Origin of the sequence: Tepidibacillus decaturensis (assembly GCF_001561915.1) — a bacterium.
In the GTDB taxonomy this organism is placed as follows: domain Bacteria; phylum Bacillota; class Bacilli; order Tepidibacillales; family Tepidibacillaceae; genus Tepidibacillus_B; species Tepidibacillus_B infernus.
In genome coordinates, this window is the sequence record NZ_LSKU01000001.1 from 2,780,476 (window position 1) to 2,788,067 (window position 7,592).

Annotated in this window: 9 protein-coding genes; all 9 read left to right on the top strand. The window is 35.6% G+C overall.

What is annotated here, in order from left to right; all coding sequences use genetic code 11:
* On the top strand, positions 1-868 hold an 868-nt coding region (gene hslO, locus U473_RS13070; protein ID WP_068727109.1), incomplete at its 5' end, for an Hsp33 family molecular chaperone HslO.
* A gap of 41 nt (positions 869-909) precedes the next feature.
* Complete coding sequence (gene folP / locus U473_RS13075) at positions 910-2,124, top strand: dihydropteroate synthase (RefSeq protein WP_235589123.1); 1,215 nt, start codon at positions 910-912, stop codon at positions 2,122-2,124.
* Positions 2,117-2,479: a dihydroneopterin aldolase gene (gene folB / locus U473_RS13080; RefSeq protein WP_068727111.1), complete on the top strand. Its 363-nt coding sequence runs from the start codon at positions 2,117-2,119 to the stop codon at positions 2,477-2,479. Before folP ends, folB begins: the two co-directional genes overlap by 8 nt.
* A complete protein-coding gene (gene folK, locus U473_RS13085; protein ID WP_068727114.1) occupies positions 2,476-2,967 on the top strand; it encodes a 2-amino-4-hydroxy-6-hydroxymethyldihydropteridine diphosphokinase in 492 nt (163 codons plus the stop codon). Before folB ends, folK begins: the two co-directional genes overlap by 4 nt.
* Positions 2,951-3,154, top strand: a complete 204-nt coding sequence (locus tag U473_RS13090; RefSeq protein ID WP_068727117.1) for a helix-turn-helix domain-containing protein — start codon at positions 2,951-2,953, stop codon at positions 3,152-3,154. Before folK ends, U473_RS13090 begins: the two co-directional genes overlap by 17 nt.
* A 26-nt stretch (positions 3,155-3,180) precedes the next feature.
* Positions 3,181-4,167 carry a tRNA dihydrouridine synthase DusB gene (gene dusB, locus U473_RS13095; protein WP_068727119.1) on the top strand — a complete coding sequence of 329 codons (987 nt, stop codon included), beginning with the start codon at positions 3,181-3,183 and terminating at the stop codon, positions 4,165-4,167.
* Between the two features lie 237 nt (positions 4,168-4,404).
* On the top strand, positions 4,405-4,881 hold the full coding sequence (gene greA, locus U473_RS13100) for a transcription elongation factor GreA (RefSeq protein ID WP_068727121.1): 477 nt from the start codon (positions 4,405-4,407) through the stop codon (positions 4,879-4,881).
* Between the two features lie 27 nt (positions 4,882-4,908).
* Positions 4,909-6,411 (top strand): lysine--tRNA ligase, encoded by a 1,503-nt coding sequence (lysS, locus tag U473_RS13105; protein WP_068727124.1) that lies wholly within the window; start codon positions 4,909-4,911, stop codon positions 6,409-6,411.
* Between the two features lie 237 nt (positions 6,412-6,648).
* Positions 6,649-7,416, top strand: coding sequence for a TerC family protein (locus U473_RS13110; RefSeq protein WP_068727126.1), 768 nt, complete (start codon positions 6,649-6,651; stop codon positions 7,414-7,416).
* The last annotated feature ends 176 nt before the right edge of the window (positions 7,417-7,592 follow it).

The window sequence follows — 7,592 nt, forward strand, 5'->3', positions numbered from 1 at the left end:
GAATGATTATTTAGTAAAGGCATTAGCCTTTGACGGAAAAGTAAGAGCTTATGCGATAAAATCAACAGAATTGGTTTCTAAACTACAACAAAGTCATGATACATGGCCAACAGCAAGCGCTGCCTTAGGAAGAGCAGCAACGATAGGGGCTATGATGGGAGCGATGTTAAAAGGAGATGAGAAGTTAACCATTTTGATAAAAGGGGATGGACCTATTGGGCAGATAGTTGTTGATGCGAACGCAAAAGGTGAAGTGCGTGGTTATGTGACAAATCCTGTTGTAGATCTACCCGCTAATGAATTAGGTAAATTAGATGTTGCAAGTGCAGTTGGTGAAGGGTATTTATATGTGATTAAAGACCTTGGATTAAAAGAACCTTATCGTGGAAGTGTTCCCCTTATTTCTGGAGAGTTGGGAGAGGATTTCACTTATTACTTTGCTTATTCAGAACAAACCCCCTCTTCTGTTGCTGCAGGGGTCTTAGTAAATCCTGATTACAGTATTCGTGCTGCAGGAGGGTTCATTGTTCAAATTATGCCAGGATTAGAGGAAAATGATATATCGATGATTGAAGCATCAATTCGAAATATATCATCCGTAACAAGCTTGATCGATCAAGGAATGTCACCAGAACAAATTTTAGAAACAATCTTTGCAGAAAAAGTAGAGTTTCTTGAAAGCATGAATATTCAGTTTAAATGTTCATGTTCCCATAACAGAATAGAACAGATGCTTATTAGTTTAGGCAAAGAGGAAATAAAGGATATGATTGAAAAGGAAAATGGTGCAGAAGTTGTTTGCCAGTTTTGTAATACTAAATATTATTTTAATAAGGAAGATTTGTTGCAAATTATAAGTACTCTTTAAAGCTTATTTCACCCATAAAAATAAATGAGGAAGTGAAATTAGTGAAATATAATACTCATATGATTAAAATCAATAATAGAGAACAATTGATTGAAGAAATGAGAAAACTTGGCGCTGATGAACCAGGTATACGTTTGATGGCTCCTAAAGCTGAAACAATCCTAATTAAAATTCAAAATCTATCCTTAAAGGCAGCAAATCTGATAAAACAAGAAATGTTGTCTAAAGGAGGAGATGCTGTTTTACATAAAGATGTATCGATGCTAACCAAAGAGACATCCGATGTGCTTCTAATAGGGACACGAAGACAATATTGGGAGATCATACGAAAATTAAAGGTTCAACCCTTTGGTTTAAAACAAGTAGGAAGAGAAATAGAATCTGTATTATATAGTGAAGATGTATCTAATAGGGAACGCACCCTTCACAGTAAAGGAATCGATTTAACTATAGGAAGGCATACTTTAGTCATGGGGATCCTTAATGTTACACCTGATTCCTTTTCTGATGGGGGGAAATACAATCAACTAGCTATTGCATTAGAACATGCAAAAAAAATGATAGCTGATGGAGCCGATATCATTGATGTTGGAGGTGAATCGACTCGTCCTGGTCATCAAGAAATTTCCGTTGAAGAAGAACTGGAACGGGTTATTCCAGTGATTCGAGCATTAGCTAAAGAGATTAAAGTACCTATTTCTGTTGATACGTATAAAGCTGAAGTCGCACAACAAGCCATTGAAGCAGGTGCCCATATTATTAATGATGTCTGGGGGTTTAAGAAAGACCCAAATATGGCTAAGGTTGTAGCAGAATATCAGGTTCCAGTCATCTTAATGCACAACCGAATGAATATGGAGTATGATTCTTTAATGGATGATATCATTGCAGACTTACGAGAGAGTATTCAGATAGCAATCACTGCTGGTGTTAAGGCTGATCAAATCATTTTAGATCCTGGTATAGGATTTGCCAAAACGTACCAAGATAATTTACAAGTCATGAATCGATTAGATGAAATTGTAGCTTTGGGTTATCCAGTTTTGTTAGGAACTTCCAGAAAGTCAATCATAGGGAATACGCTTCATTTACCTGTTGATGAAAGATTAGAGGGGACCGCAGCTACAGTAGCCATGGGGATCGTAAAAGGATGTAAAATCATGAGAGTGCATGATGTAAAAGAAATGAAAAGGGTTTGCAAAATGATGGATGCGATGATTTATATGGAAGGCAATAGTAGGTGGAGAAATGGATAAAATTATATTTGATAAGATGCAATTTTATGCATATCATGGAGTGTTTGAAGAAGAAAAAAGACTGGGTCAAAAATTTGAAGTAGATTTAGAAATGTACCTTGATTTAAAAAAAGCTGGGGAAACTGATTGTATTGAGGATACTGTAAACTATGCACAGGTTTATGAGGTCGTAAAACAACTGATCATGGGGAAACAACGCAAACTTCTTGAAGCTCTTGCTGAACATACTGCCAAGGAACTACTTAATACTTTTCCATTACATGAAGTGGTGGTAAGAGTTCGAAAGATTCAACCGCCTATTCCCGGCCATCTGGAAAGTGTGACTGTTGAAATCAGAAGAGGGATTGAAAGATGAGGGGTGTTTATTTAGGTTTGGGCTCAAATATGGGAGATCGATATCAATACTTAAGGTATGCAATAGATCAATTAAACCAACATCCTAATGTTAAGGTGATAGAAGAGTCCTCGATTTATGAGACAGAACCTTTTGGTTATAAAGAACAACCAGATTTTTTAAATATAGTTATAGAAGTTGAAACCAATCTGCAGCCAAAGGAGTTATTAGAATATATTCAAACAGTAGAACAGAATTTAGGTAGAACAAGGGAAATCCATTGGGGACCACGAACAATTGATATTGATATTCTATTATTTGGTGATAAGATAATTAACGATAAAGACCTAATTGTCCCACATCCTTATCTAACCAAGCGATTATTTGTTTTAATTCCTTTATCAGAAATCTATGATCAAGGTATACCCGGTTACCATATCACAATACAAGAAATGATCAAGAAGTTAGATCAAAAAGAAAGGTTGGAAAAGTATGAAAGGTATCAATAAACGAATTCGGGCCTTTCGTAAATTAAAAGGACTAACTCAACAAGATTTAGCAGATGAAATAGGGGTATCTGTAGCTGTGTTAGGATCAGTTGAAAGAGGGAACAGAGATCCTGATTTAATATTGCTTGAAAAAATTTGTTTAGCATTGCAAATAGATATGGATGAACTTCTTAAAGAAGAAGTATGAAATTCAAAAATCATCTGGAGGTAGGCATGAAGATAGGGAATGTCCAGCTAGAAAACAACGTAGTATTGGCACCTATGGCAGGGGTAAGCAATTATGCCTTTCGCTTGATTGCAAGAGAATTTGGAACAGGACTTGTAACGGCAGAAATGGTAAGTGATAAAGCAATTTTACAGAAAAACGAAAGATCCTTAAAAATGTTAGAAGTAGGAGAAGATGAGAAACCACTAAGCCTTCAAATTTTTGGCGGGGATAAAAGTAGTCTTGTAGAAGCAGCAAAGATTGTAGATCAATATACAAATGCGGATATTATTGATATCAATATGGGATGCCCTGTACCTAAAATAACCAGAAACGATGCTGGAGCCAAATTGTTATTACACCCTCCTAAGATTGAGGAGATGGTTGAAGCAGTTGTCAAAGAGGTAAAAAAACCTGTAACGGTAAAAATGAGAACAGGTTGGGACAGTGGGCATGTCTATGCGGTTGAAAATGCAAAGGCGATAGAAAGTGCAGGTGCAAGTGCGTTAGCCGTACATGGACGGACTAGAGAACAGATGTATAGCGGTAAAGCAGACTGGGATATCATCCGCCAGGTAAAAGAAGCTGTAAATATACCCGTAATCGGGAATGGGGATATATTTTCACCTGAAGATGCAAAAAGAATGATTGATCTAACGGGAGTAGATGGTGTAATGATTGGACGGGCAGCACTTGGGAACCCTTGGATCTTATACCGAACCGTTAAATACTTAACAGAAGGAAAGCTTTTACCTGAACCTTCTGCAAAGGAAAAGATAGATGTGGCTCTTTTGCATATGGATCGTTTAATACAGTTAAAGGGTGAAAATATAGGGGTAAAAGAAATGAGGAAGCATGCAGGATGGTATTTAAAAAACCTTCCTGGTGCAGCTAAAGTAAGAGAAATCATCAATGAAATAGATACAAAGGAAGAGATGAAGCGAGTATTGTTAGAATATGTAGAAAGTATCGAAGAGAATATGATTATTTCCTGAGTTCCACCTTTTTTCTGTAAATGGTTGACAATTGGTAACGATTGCAATATAATACCATTCAGACTAATTCAAAAACTTGAATGAACCTTGGTTCAAAAGCTTCTTAGTTCCGATTAAAGGAAGAAGCTTTTTGTTCTATATAAAATCAATCGCAAAGTAATTACATCTATTAGATTGTATATTTTATTGAAAAAAACATATAATCGTATGGAAATCTTTCACAAAGGGGAATTATAAATGGCTGATAAAGAAGTAATATTAACGCCTTCCGGGTTGAAGAAATTAGAGGAAGAGCTAGAACACTTAAAAACGGTAAAACGCAGAGAAGTTGCAGAAAGAATTAAGATTGCAATTGGTTATGGTGACATTAGTGAAAACTCTGAATATGAAGATGCTAAAAATGAACAAGCTTTTATTGAAGGTAGAATTATTACATTAGAAAAAATGTTAAGAAACGCAAGGATTATCAATGATGATGATGTGAACACAGATGTGGTAAGCATAGGTTCAACTGTTAAGTTGAAGGACTTAGAGTTTAATGATATTGTTGAATATACGATTGTGGGATCAGCAGAATCTGACCCTACTGCAAATATGATTTCAAATGAATCTCCAGTTGGGAAAGCATTGCTAGGTAAGCAAAAAGGTGCTATTGTTGATGTAAATGTACCAGCAGGTGTCATTCAATATGAAATTCTAGATATAAAAAAATAATGAGTGAAGAAGTAGGAGTTGGTGAATATGAGCCAAGAGGTAGTTGAATTAAATGAACTGCTTCTTGTGCGTCGTCAAAAATTAGCCGAATTAAAGGAACTAGGTTTTGATCCTTTTGGCTATAAATTCGAAAGAACGCACACAGCACAAGAAATTTTAAATGAATTGAATCACTTAAGCAAAGAAGAAATTGAAATGAAGAATCTTCACGTTAAAATTGCTGGAAGAATTATGACAAAACGCCTACAAGGAAAGGCAGGCTTTGCTCATATTCAGGATTTAAGTGGTAAAATTCAAATTTATATCCGAATGGATCAAGTTACCGAACAGGAATTTAAAGCTTTTGAAATTTTAGATTTAGGCGATATCATTGGTATCGAAGGGAATGTTTTTAAAACAAATAAAGGAGAAACAAGTGTTAAAGTGCATCAATTACATATCCTTACAAAATCCCTATACCCTTTACCAGATAAATTTCACGGCTTAAAAGATGTAGAATTGAGATATCGCCAACGTTATGTTGATTTAATCATGAACCCTGAAGTAAAGCAAACTTTTGTAATAAGAAGTAAGGTTATCAAAGCATTAAGAAATTATTTGGATAAATTGGGCTATATTGAAGTAGAAACACCAACAATGCATGCCATTGCTGGAGGAGCTGCTGCCAGACCTTTTATCACCCATCATAATGCTTTAGATATGCAGTTATATATGAGGATTGCTATTGAGTTGCATTTAAAACGTCTTATCGTGGGTGGAATGGAGAAGGTTTACGAGATTGGACGTGTATTCCGTAATGAGGGTATCTCTACTAGGCACAATCCCGAGTTTACGATGCTTGAATTATATGAGGCTTATGGCGATTTTAAAACAATTATGGATTTAACTGAAAATGCGATTGCCTATGTTGCAAAGGAAGTATTAGGTACCACTAAAATTACTTATCAAGAACAAGAAATCAATCTAGATCCACCATGGGAAAGAATTTCAATGATTGATGCGATAAAGAAATATGTAGGTGTTGATCTTAGTCGGCATATGTCTGATGACGAGGCACGTGAACTAGCCAAACAATATCACGTTCAAGTTGAGCCCCATATGACTTATGGTCATATTGTTAATGAATTCTTTGAACAATTAGTAGAAGAAAAATTAGTCCAACCTACATTTGTATATGGTCATCCTGTAGAAATTTCTCCATTAGCAAAGAAAAATGAACAGGATCCTCGTTTTACAGACCGATTTGAATTGTTTATTGTGAGTCGTGAGCATGCAAATGCATTTACGGAATTAAATGATCCAATTGATCAAAGAGAACGTTTTGAGGCACAGTTAAAAGAACGGGAACAAGGAAATGAAGAGGCTCACGAAATGGATGAGGATTTTATTCATGCTTTAGAAATTGGAATGCCTCCTACAGGTGGCCTTGGGATTGGAATTGACCGATTAGTGATGCTACTAACTGATCAACCATCTATTCGTGATGTGCTTCTTTTCCCTCTCATGCGCGATAGAAGTCAAGAAGTTTAGAATGGTAAATAAAATAGATTGGCTTTTTTATCAATTCATGATATGATCTTTATAAATATTCAAATACACTTCTTTAAGGGGAGTAGCTTTTACAATAAAGTCGTCATTACAGGCTTAGCCTCGGCTTTATTGGCAAGTCTTTGTTAGCGAGACCTTTACCTAATTTTTTTGGGGTAAAGGTCTTTTGTATTTTTTAAGCCTAATTGATAAACGATAAAAAAAAGGAGGAAACAAAGAATGGATCTAGGAATATTAGCAGAATATGGGTGGACGTTGTTGGTATTGGTTGGACTTGAAGGATTACTAGCTGCTGACAATGCATTAGTGATGGCAGTCATGGTAAAACACTTACCAGAAAAAGAGAGAAAAAAGGCTTTATTTTATGGTTTGGCAGGTGCGTTTATCTTTCGCTTTGGTTCTTTGTTCATTATTTCGTATCTTATCGACGTTTGGCAGGTTCAGGCGATAGGAGCCATTTATTTAATTTATTTAGGTTTAAATCACGTCATCAAACAAAAACTTACGAAACATGAGAGTAGAAAAGACAACAAAGGAAATGAGGGCTCAAATTTTTGGATGACAGTCCTAAAAGTGGAGCTAGCCGATATCGCATTTGCAGTTGATTCTATACTTGCAGCTGTTGCGTTGGCGGTAACTTTACCACTGACAAATCTCCCTAATATAGGTGGGATGCATGGAGGGCACTTTATTGTTGTTCTATTAGGTGGAATTATTGGATTAATCTTGATCCGATTTGCAGCTAATAAATTTGTAGATTTGCTTCATAAAAGGCCTGGCCTAGAAACTGCAGCATATCTTGTTGTTGCTTGGGTAGGTGTGAAGTTAGCAGTCTATACCTTATCACATCCACAAGTAGCAATAATTGCTGAAGGATTTGCAGAAAGTAAAGCTTGGAAACTTACTTTTTGGATTGTACTTCTTACTATTTTGGTTAGTGGATGGTTTTTGTCCAAACCAAAAATACAAGAAAGTTTATCAGAGTAGTCTGGTTGAAAGCCCTCTAATAACATCATTATATTAGGGGGTTTCATAGGAATTGAACCAAATGCAATATATAGGGAAAATATAATTGACATAGTAACAAGGTATATATTATTATATTTTTTGCTGACTAATAATGATTTAGCAGTATTTAAAAATTAAAAAAGATATTGACTAAT